28 protein-coding genes are annotated in these 24,632 nt (G+C 56.6%); 14 read left to right on the top strand and 14 right to left on the bottom strand.

Annotated features, from left to right (window positions below):
* Positions 1-6: 6 nt before the first annotated feature.
* The 4 genes from GGR95_RS04070 to GGR95_RS04055 form a co-directional block, all read right to left on the bottom strand.
* Positions 7-141, bottom strand: coding sequence for an aa3-type cytochrome c oxidase subunit IV (locus GGR95_RS04070; RefSeq protein ID WP_184563082.1), 135 nt, complete (start codon positions 139-141; stop codon positions 7-9).
* A 102-nt stretch (positions 142-243) separates the two neighbouring features.
* Entirely contained in the window at positions 244-708 is a 465-nt protein-coding gene (locus GGR95_RS04065; RefSeq protein WP_184563080.1) for a DUF6173 family protein, read from the bottom strand.
* Positions 709-711: 3 nt separating this feature from the next.
* Positions 712-1,758, bottom strand: coding sequence for an MBL fold metallo-hydrolase (locus GGR95_RS04060; RefSeq protein ID WP_184563078.1), 1,047 nt, complete (start codon positions 1,756-1,758; stop codon positions 712-714).
* On the bottom strand, positions 1,758-3,470 hold the full coding sequence (locus GGR95_RS04055) for an acyl-CoA dehydrogenase (RefSeq protein WP_184563076.1): 1,713 nt from the start codon (positions 3,468-3,470) through the stop codon (positions 1,758-1,760). The genes GGR95_RS04060 and GGR95_RS04055 overlap by 1 nt, the downstream gene beginning before the upstream one ends.
* A 101-nt stretch (positions 3,471-3,571) precedes the next feature.
* Here GGR95_RS04055 and GGR95_RS04050 point away from each other — a divergent pair, with 101 nt between their 5' ends.
* The gene (locus GGR95_RS04050; RefSeq protein WP_184563074.1) at positions 3,572-4,516 is read left to right on the top strand and encodes an L-threonylcarbamoyladenylate synthase; all 945 of its coding nucleotides are present in this window, start codon (positions 3,572-3,574) and stop codon (positions 4,514-4,516) included.
* On the opposite strand, the gene GGR95_RS04045 is transcribed toward GGR95_RS04050, so the two are convergent.
* Positions 4,513-5,067, bottom strand: coding sequence for a YqgE/AlgH family protein (locus GGR95_RS04045; RefSeq protein WP_184563072.1), 555 nt, complete (start codon positions 5,065-5,067; stop codon positions 4,513-4,515). The genes GGR95_RS04050 and GGR95_RS04045 overlap by 4 nt on opposite strands.
* A 126-nt stretch (positions 5,068-5,193) precedes the next feature.
* Here GGR95_RS04045 and GGR95_RS04040 point away from each other — a divergent pair, with 126 nt between their 5' ends.
* Positions 5,194-6,000 (top strand): protein-disulfide reductase DsbD domain-containing protein, encoded by an 807-nt coding sequence (locus tag GGR95_RS04040; protein WP_246423279.1) that lies wholly within the window; start codon positions 5,194-5,196, stop codon positions 5,998-6,000.
* A 4-nt stretch (positions 6,001-6,004) separates the two neighbouring features.
* On the opposite strand, the gene GGR95_RS04035 is transcribed toward GGR95_RS04040, so the two are convergent.
* From GGR95_RS04035 to GGR95_RS04015, 5 genes are all read right to left on the bottom strand, one after another.
* Positions 6,005-9,661, bottom strand: a complete 3,657-nt coding sequence (locus GGR95_RS04035; RefSeq protein WP_184563070.1) for an efflux RND transporter permease subunit — start codon at positions 9,659-9,661, stop codon at positions 6,005-6,007.
* Between the two features lie 3 nt (positions 9,662-9,664).
* The gene (locus GGR95_RS04030; RefSeq protein ID WP_184563068.1) at positions 9,665-11,113 is read right to left on the bottom strand and encodes an efflux RND transporter periplasmic adaptor subunit; all 1,449 of its coding nucleotides are present in this window, start codon (positions 11,111-11,113) and stop codon (positions 9,665-9,667) included.
* A 114-nt stretch (positions 11,114-11,227) separates the two neighbouring features.
* Positions 11,228-11,770, bottom strand: coding sequence for a molybdenum cofactor biosynthesis protein B (moaB, locus tag GGR95_RS04025; protein WP_184563066.1), 543 nt, complete (start codon positions 11,768-11,770; stop codon positions 11,228-11,230).
* Positions 11,771-11,773: 3 nt separating this feature from the next.
* Entirely contained in the window at positions 11,774-12,379 is a 606-nt protein-coding gene (locus GGR95_RS04020) for a LysE family translocator (protein WP_184563064.1), read from the bottom strand.
* A complete protein-coding gene (locus GGR95_RS04015) occupies positions 12,376-13,152 on the bottom strand; it encodes a uracil-DNA glycosylase (protein WP_184563061.1) in 777 nt (258 codons plus the stop codon). Before GGR95_RS04015 ends, GGR95_RS04020 begins: the two co-directional genes overlap by 4 nt.
* A gap of 108 nt (positions 13,153-13,260) precedes the next feature.
* On the opposite strand from GGR95_RS04015, the gene GGR95_RS04010 reads away from it, so the two are divergent.
* The 12 genes from GGR95_RS04010 (at position 13,261) to GGR95_RS03955 (ending at position 21,076) form a co-directional block, all read left to right on the top strand.
* Complete coding sequence (locus GGR95_RS04010; protein ID WP_184563059.1) at positions 13,261-14,199, top strand: aspartate carbamoyltransferase catalytic subunit; 939 nt, start codon at positions 13,261-13,263, stop codon at positions 14,197-14,199.
* On the top strand, positions 14,196-14,690 hold the full coding sequence (locus GGR95_RS04005) for a hypothetical protein (RefSeq protein ID WP_184563057.1): 495 nt from the start codon (positions 14,196-14,198) through the stop codon (positions 14,688-14,690). Before GGR95_RS04010 ends, GGR95_RS04005 begins: the two co-directional genes overlap by 4 nt.
* Entirely contained in the window at positions 14,687-15,220 is a 534-nt protein-coding gene (locus tag GGR95_RS04000) for a hypothetical protein (RefSeq protein WP_184563055.1), read from the top strand. Before GGR95_RS04005 ends, GGR95_RS04000 begins: the two co-directional genes overlap by 4 nt.
* 97 nt (positions 15,221-15,317) lie before the next feature.
* Entirely contained in the window at positions 15,318-15,749 is a 432-nt protein-coding gene (locus tag GGR95_RS03995; RefSeq protein WP_184563053.1) for a hypothetical protein, read from the top strand.
* The gene (locus tag GGR95_RS03990; protein WP_184563051.1) at positions 15,746-16,258 is read left to right on the top strand and encodes an ABC transporter permease family protein; all 513 of its coding nucleotides are present in this window, start codon (positions 15,746-15,748) and stop codon (positions 16,256-16,258) included. The genes GGR95_RS03995 and GGR95_RS03990 overlap by 4 nt, the downstream gene beginning before the upstream one ends.
* Complete coding sequence (gene pyrC, locus GGR95_RS03985) at positions 16,255-17,529, top strand: dihydroorotase (protein ID WP_184563049.1); 1,275 nt, start codon at positions 16,255-16,257, stop codon at positions 17,527-17,529. The genes GGR95_RS03990 and pyrC overlap by 4 nt, the downstream gene beginning before the upstream one ends.
* A gap of 14 nt (positions 17,530-17,543) precedes the next feature.
* Complete coding sequence (plsY, locus tag GGR95_RS03980) at positions 17,544-18,152, top strand: glycerol-3-phosphate 1-O-acyltransferase PlsY (protein ID WP_184563047.1); 609 nt, start codon at positions 17,544-17,546, stop codon at positions 18,150-18,152.
* Positions 18,149-18,808, top strand: a complete 660-nt coding sequence (locus GGR95_RS03975; RefSeq protein ID WP_184563045.1) for a DUF3108 domain-containing protein — start codon at positions 18,149-18,151, stop codon at positions 18,806-18,808. The genes plsY and GGR95_RS03975 overlap by 4 nt, the downstream gene beginning before the upstream one ends.
* 98 nt (positions 18,809-18,906) lie before the next feature.
* The gene (locus GGR95_RS03970) at positions 18,907-19,440 is read left to right on the top strand and encodes a GbsR/MarR family transcriptional regulator (protein ID WP_246423278.1); all 534 of its coding nucleotides are present in this window, start codon (positions 18,907-18,909) and stop codon (positions 19,438-19,440) included.
* Positions 19,441-19,529: 89 nt separating this feature from the next.
* Positions 19,530-19,967 carry a hypothetical protein gene (locus GGR95_RS03965; protein WP_184563043.1) on the top strand — a complete coding sequence of 146 codons (438 nt, stop codon included), beginning with the start codon at positions 19,530-19,532 and terminating at the stop codon, positions 19,965-19,967.
* A 32-nt stretch (positions 19,968-19,999) separates the two neighbouring features.
* Positions 20,000-20,350 carry a hypothetical protein gene (locus GGR95_RS03960; protein WP_184563041.1) on the top strand — a complete coding sequence of 117 codons (351 nt, stop codon included), beginning with the start codon at positions 20,000-20,002 and terminating at the stop codon, positions 20,348-20,350.
* Between the two features lie 147 nt (positions 20,351-20,497).
* Positions 20,498-21,076, top strand: coding sequence for a DUF805 domain-containing protein (locus GGR95_RS03955; RefSeq protein ID WP_184563039.1), 579 nt, complete (start codon positions 20,498-20,500; stop codon positions 21,074-21,076).
* A gap of 2 nt (positions 21,077-21,078) precedes the next feature.
* Here GGR95_RS03955 and GGR95_RS03950 read toward each other — a convergent pair whose 3' ends face one another.
* Genes GGR95_RS03950 through GGR95_RS03935 form a run of 4 tightly spaced genes read right to left on the bottom strand, consistent with a single transcriptional unit; the run spans position 21,079 to position 24,620 of the window.
* Positions 21,079-22,449 (bottom strand): glutamate--cysteine ligase, encoded by a 1,371-nt coding sequence (locus GGR95_RS03950; protein ID WP_184563037.1) that lies wholly within the window; start codon positions 22,447-22,449, stop codon positions 21,079-21,081.
* A 55-nt stretch (positions 22,450-22,504) separates the two neighbouring features.
* The gene (locus GGR95_RS03945; protein ID WP_184563035.1) at positions 22,505-23,032 is read right to left on the bottom strand and encodes a hypothetical protein; all 528 of its coding nucleotides are present in this window, start codon (positions 23,030-23,032) and stop codon (positions 22,505-22,507) included.
* Positions 23,029-23,898, bottom strand: coding sequence for a GNAT family N-acetyltransferase (locus GGR95_RS03940; RefSeq protein WP_184563033.1), 870 nt, complete (start codon positions 23,896-23,898; stop codon positions 23,029-23,031). The genes GGR95_RS03945 and GGR95_RS03940 overlap by 4 nt, the downstream gene beginning before the upstream one ends.
* A complete protein-coding gene (locus GGR95_RS03935; RefSeq protein WP_184563031.1) occupies positions 23,898-24,620 on the bottom strand; it encodes a 16S rRNA (uracil(1498)-N(3))-methyltransferase in 723 nt (240 codons plus the stop codon). The genes GGR95_RS03940 and GGR95_RS03935 overlap by 1 nt, the downstream gene beginning before the upstream one ends.
* Between the last annotated feature and the right edge of the window lie 12 nt (positions 24,621-24,632).

Raw genomic sequence — 24,632 nt, 5'->3', positions numbered from 1 at the left:
GACGGATTAGCGGGCGAAAATCGCCATAAAGATAAGGACGCCGATGATCGCGATGGATGAACGCGTCACAAATGTGATGAATGCGTCAAACATCTTTTGGTTTTCTTCGGAGTTCATTGAGCCATGTTCATGTTCAGCCATGGGGCGTTCCTTCTATCGTCTTGGAATATGTTTCGTACCGATTACGGCATTTTATCTACGCTGTCACGTCAGTTGTACGCGATGTGGTCAAGAAGAAACAACTTATGCCTCGTCGCTCTCCAGCTCCTGAAACAGTTTGAACCCGATGCGGTTGGGTTTTTCCGTCTCGATTGCTTTGGGCAAAGCACGAAACACAACGCTAAGCTGGCTTACGTGTTGCACAAGTTGCATCTTTGCCCCAGCCGGATCAGCCCCGTAGAACGTGACAATATCAGGGTCGAAATACCCCATACCCTCGATCTTGAGCACGCCAGCATCAGTTCCCGCAAAACCCATCGCGATTTCGTGATCATCATCCAGCCCCTCCTCAAACTTTTTGAGGTAAAGCACCGTGCGCTCATAGGCCCATTGGGCAGGTGATTTTTGCGCCACAGGCTTGTCCGCCATGCCTTTGGGCAAGGGTTGATCCGAAGCGTTTTTCGCATCTGGATCACTATGCACCTCATGCATGCGCGGCAGCGCGTCTGCCTCTACGGCTTCGGCTGCGGTTTTGATCTGGTTATCCATTGCTCACCCCTTGCGCTGAAACAGCCATGCTCCGTCTTCACGCATTGTACGCGTGGCAAGGCCTTCTTGGTGAAGGTGGCTCAAATGCGCAAAGGCTTCAACCATTGCAAGACCATATTCCGACTCACCTATCGCTCTTTTGAACAGCGACGGGAAAACTTCGCCAGCGGTTTTGGGGGTCTCGATATACTCTAACAAGCGTTTTAACGCGCTGTGATGATTATCAATCAGCTGGCGCATCCGCGTGGGCAGCCCTTGGAACGGCAGCTTGTGCCCCCCCAGCACCAAGTGATCCACATGCCCCAAAAGCGCCAGACGCTCGCAAGCTTCCAGCCATTCGCCAATAGGATCGGCCATCTGTTCGGTTGCGTAGACGCCAACATTGGGGCTGATCGACGGCAGGATTTGATCACCTGCGATCACCAGATTATCGTCGCGGCTCCAGAATGTTGCGTGCTCTGGCGCGTGGCCATTACCCATATGAACATCCCACGTACGGCCACCCATGGTGATGCTATCCCCTTGTTTGATCCGCAAATAGCCTTGCGGCAAAGGATCAACGATATCGGCAAAATTGAACGGCCTGTCCGCAGCGCGTTTCGCGTAAATCTCTGGGTCCATCCCCGCCGAGCGGTAAAAGGCGAGGCTCTCTGCATTTGGCACGTCTTGCGTATCAAACGTCAGCATCCGCGCCATCAGCCAAGCGGTGCGGGTTGTTACCAATTCGGCCCCGTGAACGGTCTGGAACCATCCCGCAAGACCGATATGATCGGGGTGGTGATGTGTGACCACAACGCGGCTAATAGGTTTCCCGCCCAGCGGCCCCGCCATGATCTGCGCCCACATCTCTTTGGATTTCTTAGAGGAAAACCCAGTATCAATGATGGTCCAGCTGTCACCCTCATCCAATGCATAGACGTTGACATGGTCCAGCTTCATCGGCAGCGCAAGGCGCATCCACAACACGCCGGGCGCAACTTCGATGGCCTGCGCCCCCTCGGGTGGTGTTTCCCAAGGATAACGCAAACCTTTGTGTTTGTTCTCAGCCATTATACAGCCAAATCATCAGCGGTCAGCGCATAGAGGTCTTCTGCCCCTGCCTGCGCATGGGTTAACAATGATGCATGTTCAGGCAGCAAACGCTGGATGTAAAAACGGGCTAGTTTTTCACGTGCACCACCGCGATCCGCCAAGGCGGCTTTGAGGTGCAGATGCCCGCCAAGCACACGCGCAAAGGCACGCAGGAAAGGCACAGCCCCCGCAAAGCGGTTTTGCATGTCCTCTTGTGACACCAACCATTCCGTTGCCTCCCGCATGCTTTCGCAGGATTCCCAAACATCCCGCGCCATACGCGGAAACACATCGCGGGCGCGCTCGACGTCTTCTTCGACTTCGTCCAGCAGGGCAAAAGCCGCCTCGCCGCCGTCCATCATTTTACGCGCCACCAGATCCATCGCCTGAATGCCGTTCGTGCCCTCATAGATCGGGGTGATACGCACATCGCGGCTGAATTGGGCGGCACCTGTTTCTTCGATAAAGCCCATGCCGCCATGGATTTGCACACCCATTTCAGCCACAGCTACACCCGTATCCGTGCCAAACGCCTTGGTGATCGGCGTCAGCAGGGCAGCGCGTGCTTTCCATGCCTTATCACCGGTTGCGGTGGCCATATCGATAGCCACCGCATTGGATACTGCAATCGCACGGGCCGCAAAAATATCCGCCTTCATTGTCGCCAACATGCGGCGCACATCTGCGTGGCCAATGATGGTGCCTTCGGCATTTTCTGGCGTTTTGCCTTGCTTGCGTTCTTGGGCATAGGCCAGCGCGTGCTGATAGGCCGCATCCGCCACGCCGATGCCTTGGCCGCCAACGCCCATCCGCGCATTGTTCATCATCGTGAACATCGCCGCCATGCCGCCTTCTTTTTTACCAACAAGCCAACCTTTGGAGCTATCGAATTGCATCACACAAGTGGGCGATCCGTGAATACCCATCTTATGCTCAAGACTCACAACGCTCACGCCGTTACGTTCGCCCGGATTACCGTCGGCATCTGGCAAAAGCTTTGGCACCATAAACAGGCTGATCCCGCGCACTCCCGGTGTCGCATCTGGCAAACGCGCCAGAACCAAATGGCATACGTTGCCGCCAAAGTCATGGTCGCCCCAAGTGATAAAGATTTTCTGGCCGGAAACCGCATAGGTGCCATCGCCGTTATCCTCGGCCTTGGACGACAACGCCCCCACGTCCGATCCCGCATGGGGTTCGGTCAGGTTCATCGTGCCTGTCCATTCGCCGCTGATTAGCTTGGGCAAATACAGCGCCTTCAATTCGTCACTCGCGTGATGCTCTAGCGCTTCGATCTGGCCTTGGGTCAACATCGGCGCCAGTTGCAGCGACAGGCAAGAGGCGCTCATCATATCTGTCACCGCAGCGGTCAGCGCCATCGGCAAGCCCATACCGCCGTATTCAGGATCAGCCGAGATCCCAACCCAGCCGCCTTCGGCAATCGCTTTAAACCCTTCATGAAAGCCGGGTGATGTCCGCACCACACCGTTTTCCAGATACGCACCGTTCAGATCACCATTGCGCTGCAAAGGGGCAATCTTTTCTTCGCACAACTTGCCCAGCTCCGTCAGGATGGCATGGGTCACATCAGCACTGGCATCCTCAAACCGCTGCGTCGCGCGCAGCCCTTCCAGACCAACAACATGATCAAACAGGAAATTGTAGTCTTCTACCGGCGCACGATACGTCATAAAGGTCTCTCTCACATACTAGTGGCATATTTTGTACCACGATGGACAGACACCAGCCCAAGTGCAATCAAAACGCGGCGTCAAAGTAAAAGGAACAGGCCATGCCCCATCAAACGGAACGTCTCTCCGCTGATACCGCAAGCCTAGCGCGCGCAGCCGAGATTTTGCGCAACGGCGCGCTTGTCGCGTTCCCGACCGAGACAGTTTACGGTCTGGGTGCCGATGCACGGCAGGGCGAGGCCGTTGCCGCGATCTATGCCGCCAAAGGCAGACCTTCGTTTAACCCGCTGATTGTGCATGTTGCTGATACCGCAACCGCCCAAAGTTATGTTCAGTGGACCCCGCAGGCAGACAAACTGGCCCAGGCTTTCTGGCCCGGCCCACTGACAATGGTATTACCTTTGCAGGCAAACCACGGGCTATCGCCGCTGGTGACAGCAGGATTGCACACCATCGGATTGCGCGTGCCTGCACATCCTGCAGCACAGGCGTTACTGCGGCAATTTAATGGACCCGTTGCAGCACCATCGGCCAACCCGTCAGGACGGATCAGCCCGACAACCGCGCAACACGTTATGGCGGGACTAAACGGACGCATTGCAGCCGTTCTGGATGACGGCCCCTGCGCCGTGGGCGTTGAAAGCACTATAATCGGATTTGACGGCCCGCATGCGGTGCTGCTGCGCCAAGGCGGCGTGTCCCTCGAAGATATAGAAGTAACACTTGGCGCTGCGCTGCGCTCTCACACGAACAGCGCCATCACTGCCCCCGGACAGCTCTCTTCACATTATGCACCGCGTGGTACAGTCCGCCTGAATGCAACCACCGCAGAAGACAGTGAACATCTGCTGGGGTTTGGGGCAATTGACGGCATTCTAAATCTGTCGCCCAGCGGAAATTTGGCAGAAGCTGCAGCAAATCTGTTTGGGCATCTGCATCTGCTGGACGCCATGGGCGGCCCGATTGCAGTGGCCCCCATTCCGATGCACGGCTTAGGCCGCGCCATCAATGACCGCCTGAACCGCGCTGCCGCACCCCGCGACTAAGCGCGCCCTGCCACAGCCGAAAGGCCAAGCGGATCAATGCCAATGCTGCGCACGGCGGCTTCCCACACGGCATCGCGGTCCGTGTTGAACACCATTTCAGGCGTCGCAGACGTGGTGAGCCAACCATTCAACGCAATTTCATTATCCAGCTGCCCTGCCCCCCAGCCCGAAAAACCAAGCGTAAATAGGTATGGATCAGGGCCGTTACCCGCGCCGATGTCTTCCAGAATGTCTTTGGTCGCGGTCAAAACATAGCCGCCCGGTATAACCAACGGCTCAGGCGCGCTGCGCGCCGTATCGCGGTGCAACACAAATCCACGTGTGGTCTGAACCGGGCCGCCCAGATTGACTGGCGCTTGCGAAAGGTCGGCAGTGACCGGCATCTCCAATTGCGTCAGTACCTTAGCCAGCTTCAGATCAACGGCGGGTTTATTGATAATCACTCCCATCGCGCCCTCTTGAGAATAGTCGCAAATAAAAACAACCGACCGCGAAAACAGGGGGTCATCCATTCCCGGCATCGCCACAAGAAATTGTCCTGCCAAATCCATGCACGCCTCCTGCCACATCCAACACCAATGTGCCCAGCCTAACACAAAGCTGCAAGCGCCTTCGGCGAAACATGACTAACTGGTTTGTGACTTGGCAAAGACGGCAAGCCACGCCACATAGGAAGCATGATAAAAAATCTGCTTTGCGCCACCGCTCTGATGATCCCGTTTACACCTGCCCATGCGGCAGACCCGATTGGCACCGTTGTGACGGCCAAACTGGTCGACGGTTGGCAGCAAGCCGATGGTACGCGCATCAGTGCGATCCAGCTTACACTGGCACCTGAATGGAAAACCTATTGGCGCGCGCCGGGCGATGCAGGCATTCCACCCGACTTTAATTGGCGCGGATCACGCAACCTGCGTGATGTCAGTATCAGTTGGCCAACGCCCAAAGTATTTGACCAAAGCGGCATGCGATCTGTTGGGTATTACAATCAGGTGATGTTGCCGCTTGCGGTGTCGCCCAAGCAGGCAGGCAAGCCCGTAGACATTAACCTGACATTGGAAATTGGCGTGTGCAAAGACATCTGCATACCTGAAACCTTATCGATCAAAGGGACGCTGAATTCTCAATCCCGTACCCCCCTGCCCGCCATTGCCGCAGCATTGGCCGAGCAACCCTATAGCGCCGCCGAGGCAGGTGCCAAAGGCGTCACTTGCTCGCTCCGCCCCACCAAAGAGGGCCTAAAAATCACCGCAAACCTGAATTTGCCTTCAACAGGCAAGACAGAGCATGTGGTGATCGAAGCAGGCAATCCTGATGTCTGGGTCTCTGAGGCCACAACACGCCGGTCGGGCAACACGCTGACGGCGGAGGCAGAGTTGATCCGTAGTGCCAAAGGGCCGCTGTCGGTTGATCGCTCAGCGCTGCGCTTTACGGTTTTGGGGTCATCTCTGGCTGTTGACCTGCGGGGATGTACGCCCGACTGATCTGCTAGCGCTGCGGTTTTGACCTTGTGCGGACAAACATCCACGCAGCGCCGCACAGATACCCAAGCAACACCACCAGAGCAGTGCCCCCCACAAACAACGCAAAAGCGGCGGGCATAAGGGGCATCACGGCAACCGAGTTGAAGGCAGCTGCAATCGGCCCCCAGAGGCCGCCTTGCACGGCGGCATATCCCAACGTAGCAGCCCCCCAACCCAAAATGATTGCCCACAGCAGCCAAAGCCCCATTTGAAGACCGCGCACAGGGCTGCGCGTACCACGGCGCATTGCAGCAATCTGGCGTGCAATGTCATGCTGTACCGCAACCAACGCAGGCACAACAAGCAGCACCAAAACCATCCCGAATCCCAGACCGTAAACCAATGTTATCACAGTCGGCTTTAGGAATTGCGCCTGCCTGCTCTGCTCAAACAACAGCGGCGCCATGCCCAAAACCGTGGTCAGGGTGGTCAACATCACAGGGCGCAACCGGTCTGCGGCGCCATCAATGATCGAGGGAAACAACCCGCGCTCAGCAGCATATTCATCAATCGTAGTGACCAAAACGATGGAATCGTTGATGATAATGCCCGTCATCCCCAACATCCCCACAACTGAAAACATGCTCAGGGGAACATCCCACGCATTATGCCCATAGATTGTGCCGATCAGCCCAAAGGGGATAATTGCCATCACCACCAATGGCCTTGTCCAACTGCCAAACACCCAAGACAGCACCAGATAAATCCCTGTCAGGCACAGGATTAACCCTGTCATTGCATCACTCAGAAACTCGTCTTCCTGCTCACTTAACCCTGAAAGGCGGTATTCCACCTGCAATTCTGACGCGATGCGCGGTAAAATTTCCTCCTGCATAATCTTGGTTATCTCGCTTGCCCGCGCAGGATCATCTTCGGAGATGTCCCCCGTGACAGAAATCAGGCGGATACCGTTTTCGCGCTTTACTGTGCCAAAACCGCTGCGCTGCTGGACGCTCACGATATCGGACAATGCCACGTAATTACCCTCGGGCGTGCGCATCTGGGTACGGTCCAGAAAATCGGCTGTCAGTTCGCCCTCGGGCAATTCCACCCGTATTGTGGCCGAGCGCGGGCCCTCTGGATAGGTCGCCGCTTCGATCCCTGCCAGGCGGTTACGCAATACGCGGCCCAACTCATCAATGGTAAAGCCCAATGCCAACCCTTGCGGGGTCAGATCAAGGATCAACTCTTCCTTGTCATAGGCCAGATCATCCTCCATCGCACTGACTTCGGGATATTGTAGCAACGCTGCTTGCAGTTCCGTCGAGGCGTTTTTGAGGGTTTGCGTATCCGCACCGTAAAACTGCACGTCCAGCGCATCGCCCCCCGGACCAGAACGCCAGCCACGGAAGCTCACACTCTCGGAGAGGGGGTGGTTCACCACCTCGTCTTGCAGCAGACCAACAAACTCAGAGCTGGAATATGGGCGCAAATCGGCATCAATCAATTCAATCGAAATGCCACCCAGCAGATCACCGTCTTTATTTTCTGCCGCCGCCAGACCCCGTCCGCTGTTGCCGCCAATCTGCGCCATGACATATTCCAGCGGATTGATCCCGTGCTCGGCCTCTAACTGGGCGGCGACCGCATCAGTAGCGCGCTGCATTTCGCGCATCATCTCCAACGTATCGCTACGCGTTGCGCCCTCGGCCATGATGAAATTACCGGAAACCGAACCGCGCTCTGGCGAATTAAAGAAGCGCCATTGAACATCCCCGCTGATGAACAATGCGATCTGGCTGGCCAGCACCGTCACAACCCCTGCCAACACCACGTAACGTGCAGCAATAACGCCCGCCATGAAGGGTTTGAACATCCGCTCGCGCATCCAGACAAAACCCGCGTTCACCACAAATGACGGCGTATCAATCCCATGCCGCCCGATGCCGTTCAAAACTTGGCGCAACCGCGCAGGACGTGAAACGAAATAGCCAACGATCAAAATCACAGTGACCCCGACCAATGCCACCGATACCCCCGACAGCAGCCCATAGGCCTGCCCGACATCCGCCCCATTGAGCCTCAAAAACAGGCAAATCGCGCCAAAGATCAGAGCCGAGACCAGCATCGTTGCCACCACGGCAGTTACGAATCCCCCGATCACCAGCTTAAACGCAGAGAAGCTTTCCCGCCGCTCACTCCCTGCCAGCGCGGACTTCATGTGGTGCGGCAAGATCAAGAAGCATTCGATCAAAGAAGCCAACAAAACAGCGATCACCGTAAAGGGAATATCCGCGATCAGGCCGCCAAACCGCCCCCCCACGGCGACCAGACCGAAAAACGCTATCACGGTTGTGAGTGTCGCAGCAAAGACAGGCATTGCCATGCGTTGCGCAGCGCCCTCTGCCGCCTCAGCGGCACTAACCCCGCCCAAACGGTAGCGGTGATCGGCATGTTCCCCAACCACAATCGCATCATCCACCACAATTCCAAGCGTGATGATCAACCCGAACAGCGAAATCATGTTAATCGTCAAACCGCCCGCATACATCAAAGCAATAGCAGCCCCCATGGCAACAGGTATCCCCGCAGCCACCCAAAACGCCGTGCGCGCATTGAGGAATAAAAACAACAACGCCACCACAAGCCCAAGCCCGACCAGCGCGTTCCCCACCAGCAGGTCCAAACGCCCGGAAATAGCTTCGGCCCTTGTACGGATCAATTCCACCCGTACGGATGCAGGCAGGCTTGCTTGAAGATCGGCTGCGACTCTCTCGACGTCATGTTGGATGCCAATGGCATCACCACGTTCCGAGCGGTCCACCCGCACGGTCATTGCGGGATTGTCACCAACGAAAAATCCCATATTGCGATCAATACCCAGCGCCAAGACCGTGGCCACATCGCCCACCAGCAATTTGGACCCATCTGCATCCGATCTCAGCGTGATCCCAGCGATCTGTTGTGGCGTACGTTTGGCAATACCTGTGCGCACACGTGCATTTGCGCCGTCCACATCCCCCGCCGGATCAGCATCTACTTCTGATGCAATAGCCGCCGCAATCTGTGCCATCGTCACATCATAGGCGATCAAACGGGATGACGGCACTTCAACCAGCGTTTGTGGCGCAGCGACCCCGCGAATGGAGGTACGAGTGACACCCGCAGCAAAAAGGCGGGTCACAAATTCATCAGCAAATCGACCCAATTGCTCTGGCGCGACCGGGCCTGTGATGACCACATCTGTCACGCGGTCACGCCATGCGCCGCGCCTTACATTTGGGTCTTCGGCTTCCTCTGGCAGGGTTGTGATCGCATCAACGGCTGTTTGCACATCTGTTGCTGCACGCGACATGTCCCAATCCGGCTCGAACTCCAGAAAAATTGTGCTGCTGCCCTCACGCGATGTGCTGGAAGTGCTTTCAATCCCTTCCAGCCCCAACAAGGCTGTGCCCAGCACCTGACTGATCGCCTCATCTACATCATCTGCGCCAGCCCCCCGCCAAACAGTGGACACTGTGACGCTGTCCACAATAACATCGGGGAAAAATTGCGCCCTCATGTTTGGCGCCGCAACAAGCCCCGCAACAACCATCAGCACCAGCAGCAGGTTTGCCACTGTTTTATGCCGCGTGAAATACGACAGAATTCCGCCAGCGGTTTTGGGGATTGGGCGTACCATAGGTTAGCCCCCCATCCGGCGCTCGATCAGCTCAACCATCTGCGCAGGGACCAATGGTTCGGCCAATTGTGTAAGTGCGCGCGCCTTGGCAGCCTCGGGCATACGTGTGTTTTCTTCAACAAAGGCCACCAACTTTGCCCGCCGCTCGTTTGTTAGCTCCAGCATCTGCGGCGCGTCTGGCTTGGCGCCTTTGCGCAACGGTTTCACCTTAATGCCAGCGCCCATCAATGGCGATCTGGCTTCAACCACTTCGCGGCCTGCGATGTCGCCGCGCACTAAAACAGCGCCGCCAACCCGCCGCAGCACCTTTACTGTCGCCGCCTCTAACCTATCTTCTGGCCCCAAAAGCAGCACGGCCCCCGCCGCATCAACTGCCGAGGCAGGCAAACGCATAACGTTTTCTAACGCGGGTTCTTGCAAACTGATCGTGACAAAATCACCCGGTTTGAAACCCGCCGCCGTATCCAGCTTTGCAAATACCAACCGCCCTGTCTGGCCCGCCCCTGCGGCAGCAGAGGTACGCGTCACACGACCGACCGCTTCGAGGTTCGCCCCCGAAACATCCAGCCCCACACGAAGCTCTGATTTCAAAACTTGCCCTTCCGCATCCAGCATCCGCGCATATTGCCCGATCGACAAACGGAAAGAGACTTCCAGATCATCAGGATCAATCAAATCCGCGACACGTTCATTTGCGTTGACCAAACGGCCTTCAACGACGCTTGTAGCGCTCAGCGTGCCATCAAAGGGTGCGCGTAGAACGGTATCCGCTAATCCTCGTTCCAGTTCCGCCAAAGCAATCTGCGCACGGGTCTTGGCATTTGCCGCCTGATCAATCCGTGCTTGCGCCTGCGCCACTGCCTGACGCCGTGACAAAACGGCCTGTCGCGCAGCAGATGCTGCAAGCTCGGCTGTTTCTGTCGCTGCTGTGGTTCCAACACCACGCCCAACCAAATCTAACTGACGTTGTGCAGCGCGCAAATGCAACGCCGCCTGTTCTTGCGCCGCAGATAATTCATCCTGCGCCAGATCAACTGCACGCTCAGCATCGCGAATTTCGGCCATTGCATCCGCCAGATCACTTTGCCCGCGCAGCACAGCAGCCTGCGCATCAACCGGATCAATCCGCAACAACACATCGCCTGCACGCACGCGACCGCCATCTTCAAACCCTGCGGCCAAGGCGATCACACGCCCGCTTCCTGCCGCCCTTAACTCTAGCGTCCGGCGGCTTGCGATTTCGCCAAAACTCTCAAGGATCGGTGTTCGGGTGCTCTCTATAGCCTGCACAACGTTGACAGTGAAAACACGCTCCCGAGCGGCACGTTCAACCGACTTATCCGCCATCCGCGTTTGAACCGCCCCACCGACTAGTTCAACCGCCCAGACCAACAAGCCCAAGGTAACAGCCGCCAGAAACAGGCCGACCATGCTTTGTCTCAGAAACCGCATTGCACACTCACGTTAAACATTTCACTTACAATAGTTGGCTTTCTACCGCGTCCAAACCTGTCGCAGCATATACATGCGCCAGACCAATATCATAGCAACGCTTAGAAGTGCGGCCTATTTACGGCGCTGGTGTTCGTCCAGCCGTGGGAGAATCTCAACAAAGTTGCAGGGGCGGTGGCGATAATCCAACTGCTTGACCAAAATTTCATCCCATGCGTCTTTGCACGCCCCGGGACTGCCGGGCAGCGCAAACAGATACGTGCCATTCGACACACCGCCTGTTGCACGCGATTGCACGGCGCTGGTCCCGATCTTTTGCATAGAGACAATGGTGAACACCGTCCCGAAAGCATCAATTTCTTTTTCATAGACATCGCGGTGCGCCTCGACGGTGACATCACGCCCCGTCAGCCCTGTACCGCCAGTTGAAATCACAACATCAATCTGGGGCTCTGCGCACCAGTCGCGCAACTGCTGCGCGATCTCGGCACGCTCATCGCGCAGGATTTTACGGTCGGCCAAGACATGGCCCGCCGCCTCCAGCCGCGACACAAGCACGTCGCCCGAACGGTCTTGGGTCATGTCACGTGTATCGGACACGGTCAAAACCGCGATCCGCACGGGTATGAATTCTTTTGCTTCGTTCATCGTTGTCATCGCTTACTCCATCACCGCCAAGCGCGCGGCCAAGGCAGCGTAAATGCCGCTGGTAATATATCCCAGCGTCTTGCTGGAGCCGATCAGTTTGGCACCGAATGTGCCTGCATAAGCCCCAACCATGCCGTTGATCACAAAACCACCCAGCGCAATCATGCTGCCAAAGACCAGAAACTGGACAAACACCGGCCCTGCTTCGGGCACGACAAATTGCGGGATAAAAGCCAGCACAAAGTAGATGACTTTGACGTTGCTCAAATTGGTGAAAAACCCTGCACGGAACGCTTTGAACGGGCGCATCCCTTGTCCGCCTGCTTTGATCTGGTTGCTGCGCAACGCCTGAACCGCAAGATACAGCAAGTACGCAACCCCGATCCAACGGATCGCTGAAAACGCCCAAGGATAGGCTGCCACAACCGCGCCCAAGCCCAGACCCGCAACCGTCACATGCACAAAGGCACCCGCACTGACCCCCGCGCTGGCCGCCCAAGCCGAGGCCCGCCCCGAACGCATCCCTTGCGCCAGACATAACATCATATCAGGCCCCGGCGTTACATTCAGCGCCAAGGCCGCAGGCACAAAGGCCAAGAGGATTACAGGATCAATCATTTTTCCACCGCCGCCTTTATTTCTAACAAATCCGCCCATGCCTCTTTCTTGGCATCCGTGTTTCGCAAAAGCGACGCAGGGTGCAGCATTGGCATTGCGGGCAAACCAGCGACTTGCGTCCATTCTCCACGCAAACGCGATACGCCTACTTTCGCCAAAAGGGCCTGACAGGCGCCATTACCCATCAACACCAACACCTTGGGCGCAGCCAATTCGATGTGGCGCAGCAAAAACGGTTTTATCATCGCGATTTCATCCGGCTTTGGATCACGGCCCGAATTGGGCCGCCACGGTATGACATTTGCAATATAGAGAGGGGCATCAGCACGCTCGCGCCCCATATCGATGGCGGCAAACATCCTGTCCAGCAGCACGCCTGTATCGCCGACAAACGGCTTGCCTGCTCTGTCTTCGTCACGGTTTGGCGCCTCGCCGATGATCATAACAGGTGCACCTGCGATCCCGTCAGAAAACACCATATTGCGCGCACCTCGTTTGAGATCACATCGCTCAAACGCCTCCATCGCTAAACGCAATTCGTCCAGCGTAGTTGCCCCCTGTGCTGCGCTCTGCGCCTCGGCCACAGGATCAGGCGCATCCATTTTGACTGGCCCTTTGGTCAGATGCGGCTTGATGTCAGGTTTGTTTGGTTTGACCAGCTTGTCAGGCAACGCATAGCGATCGACAGGGGCGTCGCCGATGCATTCATCGGCGCCCAGCTCAATCTGCCACTCCAAAAGCGCGCGCGCCGTGTGAAAATCCAGTGATTCCATTAGTGCAGTGTACGCGCCAACCACGCGATCCGAAATGCCCTATGCAGCGGTTCTTGCCCGCCTGTGCCTGCGGGCCTATAACGGCCCAAACAGACAGAGGTTTTCGCCATGAGTTTCGCCCACCGTCACCTGCTCGGCATAGAGCCTCTGCATCCGTCAGAGATCACAACCCTACTGGATTTGGCCGACAAATATGCCGAGCAAAACCGCAAGCCTGACAAACACGGCTCCGCGCTTAAGGGTCTGACCCAAATCAACATGTTCTTTGAAAATTCAACGCGCACCCAAGCCAGCTTTGAAATTGCAGGCAAACGATTGGGCGCAGATGTGATGAACATGGCCATGCAGGCCTCATCTATCAAAAAGGGCGAAACCCTGATTGATACGGCGATGACCCTGAACGCCATGCATCCTGACCTGCTGGTGGTGCGTCATCCGCAATCGGGCGCGGTGGATTTACTGGCCGAGAAAGTGAACTGCGCCGTGCTGAACGCAGGTGATGGCCGACATGAACATCCGACACAGGCGCTGCTGGACGGATTGACGATCCGCCGCGCCAAGGGCCGCCTGCACCGCTTGTCCATCGCCATTTGCGGTGACATCGCACACAGCCGTGTTGCACGCTCAAACATCATGTTGCTTGGTAAAATGGAAAACCGCATCCGCCTGATTGCACCACCCACGCTGATGCCATCAGGCATTGGTGAATTCGGTGTCGAGGTCTTTGACAACATGGAAGAAGGCCTGAAAGACGTCGATGTTGTCATGATGCTTCGCTTGCAAAAAGAGCGCATGGACGGCGGGTTTATCCCCAGCGAACGGGAATATTACCACCGCTACGGCCTAGATGCCGAAAAGTTATCCCACGCCAAACCCGATGCAATTGTCATGCACCCCGGCCCGATGAACCGTGGCGTCGAGATCGACGGAACTCTGGCGGATGACATCAACCGCAGCGTTATTCAGGATCAGGTGGAAATGGGTGTGGCTGTGCGTATGGCGGCGATGGATCTGCTGGCGCAGAACCTTGCAGAGAGCCGGAAATGAAAAACCCCACCGATTTTTGGGAGACAGTGCTGGAGCCAGATGAAAAGCTGCTCTGGACTGGCCAGCCAAAGCCGCGGTTGCATTGGCGCAATTGGCGGCTTTATGGCCCTGCGCCAATGGCGGCGGCAGGGTTGTTTCTGGCGGGCGGCTTTATCATCGCCACCCAAGGCAAAGACAATGACGTCTGGCTGTTGCTATTGCCTGCCCTGTTGGTGTTGATCCCTGCTTGGGCCACATGGCGGCAGCTCAAAGCCTTTGCGGCGACCCGCTATGCCCTGACAGACAAACGGGCCTTGATGTTTCGTATAGAGGGGCAGAAAACCCGCGTGAAGGCAATTCCCCGCGAAACGATTACCGCCCCAAATTTGCGCAATACAATGCCCGCCAGCGTAACTTTTCTGCTCCCCGAGGCCAAGAAAAAGACCGAAATAGGGTTTGAATTTGTCGAGCACACAGACGCGCTGTTGCCCCATCTGGAGGCACGCGTATGACTGTGATCGACATTCCCCAATCTGAACACGGCGTAATCCGCGTTTTTGCCATTTCCCGCCCGATGGCGGATATGGCACGCACCTTAAAACAGCAGCCTAAAAGCGCTGTGGCGGCCCAACTGCTTAACCATTCCGTAAGCGAGGGTGAATTTGAACTGTTCGCCCTATCTGACCTGACGGGCGTGGGCCTGATGCAGTATCTCAGTGACGGGTATGACGTGGACAAAGCCGCGCTGCGCCGTGATCAAACCCGCCTGCAAGCGCTGGACGGTTATGTGCTGCTTCTTTTCTCCAAGGTCAGTGACGCAGGCGGTATCACCTTTACCCCTGACAGCGCGTTGACCCTGATCGGCACCTATGCCGAACCCCAAGCCCTACATGGCGCGGCACCGATCGCTTCTGATGCCGCAAAACTCTATTCTGGCGTGGGCGGCAAACCCACAACAGCAGGTCGGATGCGCATGGGCAGTGGCATTACCGCTGTGGCAATGGTGCTGATACTTCTCTTGATATGGTGGATACTGAAATGAAAGAACCCAAACCTGATCCCAAAATGTCGGGCCGCGTTGCTACCGTCGCGCTATTGGTCGCATTCGCCGTGGCTGCAGGCATGGTCTGGATGGCAGGGTGAGCGAACCGCTCGCTGCCTGGTCCCCCAACTTGCGGGTGTACCTGCGCCGTTGCGCGCTGGCTGGCGTGACAACCGCCGCTGCTTTGGCCCTGTTCGGCTGGGGAGTTGCCCAGTCGACGGGGTATTGGCCGCTGATCTATATCGCGCCAATCTTGAGCCTCCTCTATAGTTTCGGCGTTGATGATCCGACGCGTTGGCGGGCTATCCGCCAGAACCGTTGGTATCTGCGCACCGATGCCGTCATCCACCATGGCCCGGACGGCGAAGTCCGTATCCCGATGGCGGATATCACGGATGTCCGCACGCGGTTGGGGTGGAGCGTTGTACTCTTCCTCAAGGACAGGCAGCGCGTGTGTATCGCCTATGTGCCAGAGCCTGCCAGCATCGCAGCGCAAATTCTAGCCGCCCGCGCCCGACTGCTGCCATGAGCGACCCATGGGACGGCATATTGGAAGCGGATGAAACGATCCTCTGGCAAGGTCGACCCGACACTGTTTTCTCTATGACTCGTGAAGAGTTCTTCATGATGGCATTCGGAATGTTGTTCAGTGCTTTTGCCCTGATATGGATGACAATCGTGGTATTCGCAGGCGCCATATTCTGGATCGTAGGGCTGATATTTCTGGGTATAGGAATTGCCGTCACGACCTATGCAATCTGTCGCAATACGGTCGCGCGGCGCTATAGCTATTACACACTCACCTCCCGCCGCGCTATCATCGGCCTGTCATACCCATGGGCCAAGCCGCGCCTGCGCAAAATCCGCATCACACCAAAGCGAAAAATCCGTACCGACCACGAGCATACAATCACCTTTGGCCCCCCCGGCCGAAGCAAGCACCACCCCTTTCCCACACGCCCCCCACAATTCACATGGATTGACGATGTGGACAAAGTGTACCACCTCATACTGAAAATCCAGAAAGAGACGCCATGACGCTTCATTTCATCAACGCCACTTTGATTGATCCTGAAAACGGGACCGAAACGGTCGGCTCGCTTACTGTTAAAAATGGCCGCATTGCTGCTGTCACCGCAGGTGATCTAGCCAACCCAAAAGGAGAGATCATCGACTGCGGCGGTAAATACCTTGCCCCCGGCATTGTCGATTTGGGTGTCAAAGTCTGTGAACCGGGTGAACGGCATAAAGAAAGCTACCGCTCGGCGGGAATGGCAGCGGCCAAAGGCGGTGTCACCACGATGATCACCCGCCCTGACACCGCTCCCGCCATCGACAGCCCCGAAACACTGGAGTTCGTCACCCGCCGCGCCAATGAGACAACGCCCGTCAACGTGCTGCCCATGGCCGCGCTGACCAAAGGCCGTGAGGGCCGCGAGATGACCGAGATCGGCTTTCTCATGGACGCTGGTGCGGTGGCCTTTACCGATTGTGACCATGTGATCACCGATACCAAAGTTTTCTCCCGCGCGCTGACCTATGCCCGCAGCCTTGGTGCCTTGGTCATCGCCCATCCCCAAGAACCGATCCTGAGCCGTGGCGCTGCGGTGACATCTGGCAAATTCGCATCCCTTCGCGGTTTGCCCGGCGTGTCGCCCATGGCCGAGCGGATGGGGTTGGACCGTGACATTGCTTTGATCGAGATGACAGGTGCGCGCTATCATGCGGATCAGATCACCTCGGCGCGGTCCTTGCCGCCGCTGGAACGCGCCAAACGCAACGGGCTGGATGTGACAGCGGGCATTGGCATCCACCACCTGACGCTGAACGCGCTGGATGTGGCGAACTACCGTACGTTCTTCAAGCTCAAGCCGCCATTGCGCGACGAAGAAGACCGTCTTGCAATGGTTGAAGCCGTGGCATCGGGGCTGATCGACATTGTCTGCTCTATGCACACCCCGCAAGACGAAGAAAGCAAACGCCTGCCGTTTGAAGAGGCCGCATCAGGTGCCGTGGGGCTTGAAACGCTGCTGCCTGCAGCGCTGCGTCTGTGGCATGCGGATATGATCACGCTGCCGCAACTGTGGCGTGCTATGTCGTTTAACCCTGCCAAACGGTTGGGCCTGCCTTCGGGGCGATTGGCCGAGGGTGCGCCTGCGGATCTGGTGTTGTTTGACGCCCATGCGCCCTTTGTGCTGGACCGTGCAACATTGCTGTCAAAATCACGCAATACCCCATTTGACGGAGTGCGCATGCAGGGTAAGGTTCTATCAACCTATGTTGCAGGCTCCTGCGTCTATTCTGTTTAACTGGAAAGTACCCCATGCCGCTAATTGAAAGCACCGTCTCTGTTTTGTTGCTCTGGGCCGTAATTGGCTACCTCATCGGATCTGTCCCTTTTGGCGTTGTGATTGCCCGTGTGATGGGCCTTGGCAACCTACGTGAAATCGGGTCTGGCAATATCGGGGCCACCAACGTGCTGCGCACGGGGTCAAAACCCGCCGCCATTGCGACCCTGCTATTGGATGGCGCCAAAGGGGCGGTTGCGCTGCTGCTGGCGCGTGCCTTTAGTGGCGAAGATGCCGCACAAATCGCGGCGCTCGCTGCGATGTTGGGGCATTGCTACCCTGTCTGGCTCAAGTTCAAAGGCGGCAAAGGTGTCGCGACTTTCTTGGGGATATTGCTGGCGCTGGCGTGGCCCGCAGGCATTGGCGCGTGCATTGCATGGCTTGTCGCGGCGGGTCTGTCACGCATGTCCTCCATGGGCGGACTGTTTGCGGCGGCGATGTCCAGCGTTCTGGTTGTACTTACCGGCTTTGGCACGACATATCTGCTCGCTCTGGCGTTGACGCTGATCGTGTTCTGGCGTCACCGCGAAAACATTGCTCGCATTCGTGCGGGTACCGAACCCAAAATAGGTCAAAAGGGATGAAGTTTCCGGCAGCTACGCTGTGTTTTTTGATGCTCGCCGCGCCTGTGGGTGCTGAGAGTTTTAGCGTTTCCTTGGGCGGCAAAGCCTTGGGACAGATCAAATTCGCCGAGACCGGGCGCAAAACCATTTTGACATCGACCTTGGACAACACTCCCTTGGGGGTTTTCAACGGAAACTATACTGGCACCAGCATTGGCAACACGGCAACCAGCCGTTTTACTGGCGAAAGCAGATCATCGCGCAAAAACCGCGTGGTCACGGTGGAGATTGCGAAAGCCCGCGCTGTGGGCACCGCAATCACACCCCAAGACGAGCTGACAGCCTTATCTGACATCAACAAAGTACCCGCAGGCGTCATGGACCCCGTGCGTGCAATGGCACAACTGTTTCGCGCCAAAGGCTGCCCTGCACCGATCCAAATGTATGATGGCCGCCGCGTTGTCGCGATGCGCTCCGACCGCGGAACGCAGGCTGGCGAAACGCTGACCTGTGCTGTCAGCTACAAAGTAATTGCAGGGCCGGGCCATCTGTCACCTCTCGGCATTTCCTCGGCCAAGATTGAGCTGATCTATCGCACAGCAGGCGGCAAACAAACCCTGCAACACCTCAAAATATCCTCAGGCCTCTTCAACGTCAGACTTTCGCGCGAAAAATGAACCAAAAGCACCGAAAGCATCTGTCGTCGATTTTTCTTGCACATTCGATCCATTCTGATATTTCTGTCATTACAGAAATTAACAGATGAGTCGTTCCAATGCACCTGACCCCCGCCATGCAGAACTTTATCCTCCACTGGGGTGACATGGGTGCGAAATGGGGCACCAACCGTTCAGTCGCGCAAATCCATGCGCTGCTGCACATCTCGCCTGATCCGCTGAATGCGGATGAAATCTGTGAGCTTTTGAATCTGGCACGCTCGAATGTGTCCAACGGGCTGAAGGAATTGCAAAGCCTTGGCATGGTCAAATCCCAACGCCAGCTCGGCGATCGCCGCGATCACTTTACGTCAGTCCGCGACATGTTCGAACTCACCACTACCGTGATCGAGAGCCGCCGCGAACGTGAGTTTGCCCCGACCCTGCGCGCCTTGGAGGAAGTCCAACGCGAGGCAGAAGAGGATGCAACACCACCCGCCGTTAAGGCACGGATCAAAGAGACACTTGATACAATGCAGATGTTTGACAGCTGGTACACAGATGTCTCGCGCCTGCCCCGCTCCGTTCAAATGGCGGCGATCCGCCTTGGTGCCCGCGTTGCCCGTTTCTTGCCAAAGGGTAAGGACGGCTAGGGGCTATAGGTCTAACTTTTGGCCTTTAATTTCTCTTATGACAGAAATGATAATAAATTCAGAACCGCGACACACTGAAAGGACATCACATGCAGACCCTTATCGCCCCGCCGCACATCCCATACCCGACCCGTTACGTCATTGATCCCGTTGCATTCTTTGTCGCTTTGATTGGCGGGCCTTTGGTTGTCACCCTCTGTGGTTTCTGGGTCCTTTTCATCCCTGTGTTTGCGCTCATATTGGGCGGGCCGCTCTATCTCATGGTCGGCACCCCTGTTCTGCTCTGGTATTTACGCCACCACGACGGTGCGCCGAGTGACTTGGCCTTTGTGGCCTTCGCGTCGATGATCGTCGGGTTTGCGCCCTTGTTGCTAATTTTTGCCGTGACTGGCGACAGAGAGTTTTTCGCCACTGGTTTTATGTACATCGGCTTCGGTATGGTCTTTGCCCCCTTATGGACCTACGTCTTTGCAAAAATTTACCACAGCTTGCGCCGCGACTTCTTTGCAAAGCCGCGCCCGTTCTAACCCCTCATCACACTTCTGAAAGGAAACATGACATGCTTATTCTTGCCCTTTTCTACATCGCCCTTGGTTTTGGTGCTCTTGCCGCACTGGCCGTTATGATCCTACGTATTGGCAGTTTGCTGGGTGAGTGCCCGCAAAGTCGTGCCATAGCCCGTACCGGTGCCATCACCATTGCAACCGGCTTTAGCGCGATTGGCGCTGGTGGTGTAATCTTGATCGGTGCCACCCTGCCCTTACTAGCAGACGCGCCTATGGTCGCCTTCCTTACCGCGCTCGGCTTGGCCGCGCTGTGCCTTGGGCTTGGATTCACCCAAGCAATCGGCACCCTGCGCGCAGTAATGTATGACGCAAAGCCCAAGCAAGTGGCAGCAGCGCCAGCCTAACCCCTTTTAGAAATCGACAAAAGGTCCGCGCTCATGCGGGCCTTTTTACGACTCTGTCGTGAATTCACCACATTTTGCCCCAGTTAACGACACGGATGCCCTTCATAGATTATCAAGAAATCAAACCTAAATTTAGGATAATGAGCTATGACCGGACCCCTCATCGCGCTGAAACTGGCCGTAGTGAATGCCTTTAACTTCGAAGGCCGCGCAACCCGCTCGGAGTTTTGGTGGGCTTTTCTAGCTATTGGCGTCATCGGCCTTATCGTTACCGTATTCGATTTGGCCAAACTTGCCGCCCTAAGCACAGGCCAGAACCTCTTAACCCTATCAGACCTAAGCCTGTTTGATTTCGGCACCGGCTACTACCTTGTACTAGTCACCATCCCTTACACCAGCCTGTGCATACGGCGTTTACATGATGCAGGGATGTCGGGCTTTTGGTGGCTCCTGTCCTTTGTTCCTATCGTCGGCGGCATCGCCATACTGGTGCTGTATGCTATGCCATCCAGCGGCAGCACGCCCACACGTCCAATGGCACAAACAGGCAAGGCAAAAAATTCTTCAAAAGCCGTCGATATGGATGCCCATCAAAAAGCAATGCAGGGCTATGCTCTGCTGTTCGACAAAGACAAACCAGTGTCAGCAGCGACTCAAGCGGCGCGCAAATCAGAGATATCGGAGTACTACCGCACCCGCGTTCTCAAACCTGCGTCAGCCGCCTAGGTTTAGTAGGAAAAATCACCGTAAATCCGGCTCAAGTCTCCGGCCCATTCGCCACCATAGCAATCCAGCAGCTCATCAGCTGGGGATTTGCCTGTTTCGATGCTTTCCTTCAGCGCGTTCAGGAAATGTGTCTCGTCAGGGACCAAACCACCCGCACCACTGCGGGCACGTGCCTTCAAGCCCGCCTCTGACAGCGCAACAGTTTCGCGGGCAAGGTCGATCATTTTGATCCCGTTCACCTCGGCCTGAAGCCCGTCAACAGACGCCGCAATCCGCAGCTCTTCGCGTGTTTCTTTGCTCCAGTCTTTGACCAGATCCCACGCGCCATCCAACGCATTTTGGTCGTACATCATGCCCACCCAATAAGCAGGCAGCGCACACAGGCGACGCCACGGGCCGCCATCAGCGCCGCGCATCTCGATATATTTCTTCATCCGTGCTTCGGGGAAGGCGGTGGTTAGGTGATCTGCCCAATCGCTCATCGTTGGCGTTTCGCCCGGTAGGGCCGCAAGTTTTCCTTCAAGAAAGTCACGGAACGACATCCCCAGCGCATTGATGTATTTACCATCGCGGTAGACAAAATACATCGGCACATCCAGCGCGTAGTTCACCCATGCCTCAAAACCGAAACCTTCTTCGAAGATAAAGGGAATCATCCCAGTACGGGCATTGTCCAAATCGCGCCAAACACGGCTGCGCCATGATTTATGGCCGTTCGGCTTGCCCTCAAAAAACGGAGAGTTCGCAAATAGCGCTGTGGCGACGGGCTGCAAGGCCACACCCACGCGCATTTTTTGCACCATGTCCGCTTCTGATCCAAAATCGAGGTTCACTTGAACAGTACAGGTGCGGCGCATCATGGTACGCCCCATTGTGCCGACTTTTTCCATATAGTCGTTCATCAGCTTGTAGCGGCCCTTGGGCATCAGATCCATTTGTTCATGGGTCCAAATAGGTGCGGCCCCAAGGCCGATCCAGCCGACGCCAATCTCATCTGCTACGTCTTTGACTTCACGCAGGTGGGTGTTCACCTCATCGCATGTCTCATGGATTGTTTCGACAGGAGCGCCTGACAGCTCCAACTGACCGCCGGGTTCAAGCGATACATTGGCACCGTCTTTTTCCAACCCGATCAGCTTGCCGCCTTCTTCAACCGGGGTCCAGTTATGGCGATCACGCAGCCCTTCCAGCATCACACGGATAGAGCGCTCACCCTCATAGGGCAGCGGCAGCAGCGTGTCTTTGCAATAGCCGAATTTCTCGTGCTCAGTGCCGATCCGCCACTGGTCCTTAGGCTTGCAGCCATCCGATAGATACTCGGCCAATTGGTCAAAATGTTCGATCGGGCCGCCGCCGGATTGTGGGATAGACATGTTAGGCACTCACTTTAGGGGTTTAACCGCAGCCTTGCGGAGAATCTCTGCTTCGTCAATGCAGCAGGGCGTGGGCAGGGCGCAAGGGCTTGCGCTCCCAAATCACAACTGCGTGGCCACGTTTGGCACGCAACTCGGTCAGCATTCGTTCGGTCCGCAGATCAGGCAGGGTCGCAAAAGCATCAAATAACGCGTCCGATCCTGCCGCGTTTACAGGGATGAGCACAGGTGGTTGCCCTGCTGCATCCAGCTTCCAATGCGGCGGGTGAAGGGTGGCATCCAGCGTCAACCGCTCAAGCGATTGCAGCGCGATAACGCCGCCAGTAAGCGGCCCGAAATATGAAATCTGCCCTTCGTCCACCTGTACTGCACCCACACCATCTCCCGTACCGCGAAACCGCGCCCGTTGAAATCCGACAAAACACAAAGCCATACCGCCCAGCACCAGCGCCCATCCGGGAACCGCAAGCAGCAGGCCCGGCCCTGTGATCAGCCACAAGCCCAACAGCGCCATCGCAGCCGCAACCAGCACCTCGCGCCACCGCCAAAGAGCGGCCTTTGCTTCAGGTCTGAAAAACATCATGCGCCCCTTTTTATCAACACCGGAGATTTCAGAATCGCCAGTTCATAACTTCCGATGTGCTTAAAACCGATACGCTCATAACCCCGTGCCGCGATGGCGCTGGCCGCGAAAAGCACAGCTGTTGTGATGCCTTGCCCCTGCAAGCCGGCCAAAAGCGCTGCAACAACAGCACCGCTGAATCCTTGCCCGCGATGATGAGGGGGCACATATACCCCGCCGACTTGAACGGTTTCCCCCACAAAGGCATTAAGAGATGCCATCCCGACAAGTGTCTCGCCTTGCACCAATACACGCGCTGCCTCATGAGCAATGAAGCGCGTTGCGGCCTCGTCTGACGATGTCCCGCCTGAGGGCATAAAGCCTGTATCTTGGGCATAACCAGCGAACCATTCGACCAGAATCGCATGATCGGACATCTGTGGCGCGCGTAACTGCACCCCTGCCATTTCGGGCGTGATCACCTGATCTAACTTCAAACGATAAAGCGGCTCAGTCTCTTTGACCTGAAACGCATCATCGCTAAATCCCAAAGCAGCGATCCATGCATTGACCTGATCGGGTACGCCCGTCAGCCCGCCAATTTCGCGGCCTAGCAATACATCCGCCGCCGCTCGCCAAAACGCGTCATCCGCCCTTGGGGCCTGACACATCAAATACCCGCCGTTGGAACAGCCGATAACACCCTCAATCGGTCCAGCCGCATTGATCCAATAGGTTGTACCATGTTGGTGGTCACGGTTGCCGATGCCATGCGCCGCCAGATTGCCACGCAAAAACATTGAGGTTTCAGGGTGCTGCGCCAAAAACGCATCCAAGGCAGCGGCCTCCTGAGGCTGCACCTCGCGCAAGTGAACAAGCGCCGACATCAGACCCAATCACCGCAAGTTTGTTGCCAAACGGTCATCGCCGCCACCGCAGCCGTGTCCGCACGCAAAATCCGTGGTCCAAGAGACACCGCGCCCGCATACTCCAATCCGTTCAATTTTTCGCGCTCGCGCGCCGAGAAACCGCCCTCTGGTCCGATGAAGATTGCCCAAGGCCCGACAGCCCCTTGCAGCAAGGCAGGGGCTGCTGTTGCCAATGCCTCATCGCAGAACATGATTCTCCGCGTGCTATCCCACGTATCCATCAAGCTCCTGAAACGGACCAAATCGACAACCTCGGGCACACAGGTGCCGCCGCATTGCTCGGCGGCTTCTACGGCATGCGCTTGCAGCCGGTCACGCTGGATACGACCCGAATTGGTAAACTCCGTCTGCATTGGCACGATTCGCGCCGCGCCCATTTCAGTGGCTTTTTCCACAATGAAATCTGTACGGGCCTTTTTGATCGGGGCAAAACACAGCCACAGATCGGGCGGCAGTTGCAGAGGTTTGGTCTGCTCGACGCAGCGCAACACGCCACCGCGCTTGCCTGCCTCCACCACCTCGGCGCGCCATTCGCCATCTGTGCCGTTGAACAGCAACAAATGCGCGCCCAAAGATTGCCGCATCACCCCAAAGAGGTAATGCGCCTGCCCTCGATCCAAAGGAACCGATTGCCCCACACCCAAAGGGTGCTCTACATACAGTCTAATTTTCGCGTCCATAGGGTTGGATAT

It is taken from the genome of Sulfitobacter undariae (genome assembly GCF_014196805.1).
In the GTDB taxonomy this organism is placed as follows: Bacteria; Pseudomonadota; Alphaproteobacteria; order Rhodobacterales; family Rhodobacteraceae; genus Sulfitobacter; species Sulfitobacter undariae.
The sequence above is the reverse complement of the archived record's forward strand: the minus strand, read 5'-3'. Positions and strand labels throughout refer to the sequence as shown.